The organism is Synechococcus sp. RC10B2, from assembly GCF_047502635.1.
Genome location: NZ_JANSHO010000058.1, coordinates 1 through 2893, shown reverse-complemented (window position 1 = coordinate 2893; position 2893 = coordinate 1). Strand labels below are relative to the sequence as shown.

3 protein-coding genes are annotated in these 2893 nt (G+C 59.5%); 1 reads left to right on the top strand and 2 read right to left on the bottom strand.

The window, feature by feature from the left end:
• Nucleotides 1-85: 85 nt before the first annotated feature.
• Nucleotides 86-1009 carry an NAD(+) kinase gene (locus tag NW855_RS07840; RefSeq protein WP_414346643.1) on the top strand — a complete coding sequence of 308 codons (924 nt, stop codon included), beginning with the start codon at nucleotides 86-88 and terminating at the stop codon, nucleotides 1007-1009.
• Here the strand turns inward: NW855_RS07840 and NW855_RS07835 are convergent.
• Together NW855_RS07835 and NW855_RS07830 are read right to left on the bottom strand one after the other, a co-directional pair.
• Nucleotides 1006-2634, bottom strand: coding sequence for an AAA family ATPase (locus NW855_RS07835; RefSeq protein WP_414402590.1), 1629 nt, complete (start codon nucleotides 2632-2634; stop codon nucleotides 1006-1008). The genes NW855_RS07840 and NW855_RS07835 overlap by 4 nt on opposite strands.
• Before the next feature lie 45 nt (nucleotides 2635-2679).
• A partial coding sequence (locus NW855_RS07830; protein WP_414508643.1) for a pentapeptide repeat-containing protein occupies nucleotides 2680-2893 on the bottom strand: 214 nt, incomplete at its 5' end.

Here is a 2893-nt window from a genome sequence, read left to right as displayed (position 1 = left end):
TATCGCTTCACCGCTGAGCAGTAATGCTCAGCAGTGTTCAGCGTAAATGTATCAGTTTTGGCACCCTCTGCCTCACCACTGCCCCATGAGCAAGCCCAAAGCCGGGATCCTCTACAACGACGCCAAGCCCGCCGCCAAGCGCAGCAGCGAAACCCTGTCCCGCTGGTTTCAGGAACAGGGTTGGGAAGTCTGTGTCGCACCCAACTGGGGCGGCATCCTTGGCTACGCCAAGCTTGACAGTCCCGTCTGCTTGACCAAGGTGGACAGCCTGGCCCCCGCCGGCTTTGACGAGAGCATGAAGTTTGCCGTGGTGCTGGGGGGAGACGGCACCGTTTTGGCAGCAGCCCGGCAACTGGCCCCCAAAGGGATCCCCTTGCTGGCCGTGAACACGGGCCACCTGGGCTTTCTGACAGAGACCTACCTAACCCACCTGGAGGAGGCGGCCAAGGCAGCCATTGCTGGCGAGTACATTCTCGATCGCCGCAGCATGTTGCTGGTGCAGGCCTACCGCGGCAACGAATTGCGCTGGGAGGTGCTCAGCCTCAACGAGATGGTGCTCCACCGCGAGCCCTTGACCAGCATGTGCCACTTTGAAGTAACCATTGGGGATCACTCACCGCTGGATGTGGCTGCCGACGGCATTATTTTAGCCACCCCCACCGGTTCCACCGCCTATGCCCTTTCTGCGGGAGGGCCGGTCATCACTCCCGGCCTGCCGGTGTTGCAGTTGATCCCTATCTGTCCCCACTCGATGGCCTCACGGGCTCTGGTCTTTCCCGATTCGGAAGAGGTATGGATCAGCCCCGCCAGCCCTCAGCCGCTGGTTTTGGTAGCGGACGGCAATGCCGGCTGCTACATCCTGCCAGAAGACCAAATTCGCGTTGTCCGCGCCCCCTACTGCACAGATTTGATTCGCCTACGCCGACCGGAGTTTTTCCGCGTCATGCGGGAGAAATTGGGCTGGGGCCTAACCTACGCCTCCAAGCCCACCTCGGTAGAGCTGCCTTAGTTAGAAAACTTAAATGAGGAGGGGCTGTCGACTTCGATGGGGCCCAGCCCTCTTTTTTGCACCAGGGTTTGCAGCTCGTGCACAAGGTGTTGATCTCGGGAGGCCGTTCGGGCCCCGGACTCGGCAGCCCACGCTTTCAAGTCTTGAATCTGGTCGCGGGCGATGGCGGCCAGGGGAACGGTTTGGCGAATGGCGCCGAGAATATCCTCCTGGGTAAACTCGCGGGGCGGATCCTGGTTGAAGGCCATGTGCATGGCATCGTAGATGGTCTGCTCAATTTCTGCGCCGCTGAAGTTTTCGCTGGCCATGGCCAGCTCAGGGTAGGCAAAATCCCGCACGCGGTTGGGCCGCAGCCGCTGGATGTGGACTTGGAAGATCTCCTCCCGCTCCCGTTGGTTGGGCAAATTGACGAAGAAAATTTCGTCAAACCGGCCTTTGCGCAGCAGCTCGGCCGGCAAGATGCGGACATTGTTGGCGGTGGCAACAATAAAAACGGGTTTGGTTTTTTCCTGCATCCAGGTGATCAGGCTGCCGAAGACCCGCTTGCTGGTGCCCGAATCCCCTGAAAACTCGCTGTTGACGCCGCCAAAGGCTTTATCCAACTCATCAATCCACAACACACAAGGGGCCATGGCTTCGGCAATTTGGATCATCTGGCGCACGCGGCTTTCGCTTTCGCCGACGATCCCGCCGAAGAGTCGCCCCACATCCAGCCTGAGCAAGGGCATGCGCCACTCGCGGGCTATGGTTTTGGCACATAGAGACTTGCCGGTGCCCTGGATCCCGGCCAGCAAAATGCCCTTAGGACTGGGCAAGCCATAGGCACGGGCCTGGGCACTAAAACTGTTGCGGCGCTGCCGAATCCAGGCTTTGAGGTTTTCCAGGCCGCCGACATTTTGCAAGGTCTCGGAGGGGTTGTAAAACTCCAGGATTTCCGTCTGGCGGATGTATTGTTTTTTCTCTTCCAGAACAAGGTCAATATCGCCCTCGCTGACCTTGCCCTTGGCGGCTAGGGCGCGGGCCAGGATCCGCTCAATGCGCTGCCGGGTCAGTCCTTGGCAGGCTCGAACCAGTTGTTCCCGCGCCGGGCCGCTTAGCTCCAGTTGACGGGCAGGGATCGCGCGGGTAATGATCCGCTCAATTTCGGCGATGCTGGGCAGGGGAAAATCATAGACCACAATTTCCTCGCGCAGCTCGGCAGGGACAACGGCTTCTTGGCTCAAGAGGATGATGGACTTGCGGCTGTGGCGGCTCTCTCTGGCCAGGGTTTTCAGGTAGCGGATGACGGGGTAATTGTCCGAGCGTTCCGGATTTCTCAGGGTGGGGTTTAGGTCTTTGAGAACACAAATAACCGCCTCGTCCTCTTTGATGGCGCCGATGCGGCCCAGAGCAGGCATCAATTGGCCTTTGTTTTGGCCGTTATCTGACCAGCCGGAGACGATATCCCAGATTAGGAGTTTGCGCTTGGGGTTGAGGGAATCGGCTAGAACTTGCAGGAGCTCCTCTGCCGGGGCTTCTTCGGGAGTAACCAGGTAGATCAAAGGGTAGCGGGCGCGAACCACTAAGTCCAGCAGTGTGAGGATGTCTTGGTGATTGCTGGCAAAGGCGAGATCTGAGGGACTCATGGATCCACTGAGAGCGGCTGTAGGTAGTGTAGCCAAGGGATCAGGCTAGGGATGGATGGCTCCGTCGGGGAGGATGGCCCCTTTCAAGTCGGCGAATTGATCCCAGCCGGGACTTAGTTTTGCGCCCCATAGGTTTGCCCCCTTTAGGTTCGTGCCACCCAGCTTTGCTCCCCTCAAGTTGGCTCCCCTCAGGTCAGCCCTGCTCAGGTCGGCCCCGCTCAGGTTGGCCCCGCTCAGGTTGGCCCCGCTCAGGTTGGCC

Coding starts and splice junctions, on each gene's coding strand:
- NW855_RS07840 (WP_414346643.1), top strand. CDS start 86: ATGAGCAAGCCCAAAGCCGGGATCCTCTACAACGACGCCAAGCCCGCC.
- NW855_RS07835 (WP_414402590.1), bottom strand. CDS start 2,634: ATGAGTCCCTCAGATCTCGCCTTTGCCAGCAATCACCAAGACATCCTC.